General features: G+C 52.9%; 2 protein-coding genes. Both read right to left on the bottom strand.

What is annotated here, in order from left to right:
* Nucleotides 1-155 (bottom strand): Rieske 2Fe-2S domain-containing protein (locus tag C1I92_RS35800; RefSeq protein ID WP_146605402.1); only part of this gene is annotated, 155 nt, incomplete at its 3' end.
* On the bottom strand, nucleotides 155-425 hold a 271-nt coding region (locus tag C1I92_RS33115; protein ID WP_325048182.1), incomplete at its 5' end, for an aromatic-ring-hydroxylating dioxygenase subunit beta. The genes C1I92_RS33115 and C1I92_RS35800, both read right to left, overlap by 1 nt.

Raw genomic sequence — 425 nt, 5'->3', positions numbered from 1 at the left:
CCTTCTGACATTGACGCATTACCATGGCTGCAACGATCGTTAATGGCATAAAACTCGCCGCCAACGTTGAACAGGGCGATGACGGGCGAGGTATCGATCCGGAGAGCCTCACCCTCCGGCACATCCGCAACGGGACACGCATAAATTCGATTCATCAGAACAGTACACTCAGGTTATGGGAAGTGATTACCGCTTGATCCAGGACGATATCCCGTTCCAGCAAGCGCCAGTTCCCGTCCTCCAGACGGCGAACTTTGTCGAAACGCGTTCCAACATAGAATGTTTCATCGCGCTCTTTTTGTGCCCGATAAAGTAGATAATTCACCCTCACGGCAAATACGTTTGGGATGTCGGTTTCGCTTACCTGGCAGTTGCTGACTAAGTGACGAGTGCGTGACGGCGGTTCTTCTGCCCAGGCCATGCCG

It is taken from the genome of Jiangella anatolica (genome assembly GCF_003236295.1).
Taxonomy (GTDB): Bacteria; Actinomycetota; Actinomycetes; order Jiangellales; family Jiangellaceae; genus Jiangella; species Jiangella anatolica.
Note: the sequence above shows the minus strand (reverse complement) of the source record. Positions and strands in the feature narration are given on the sequence as shown.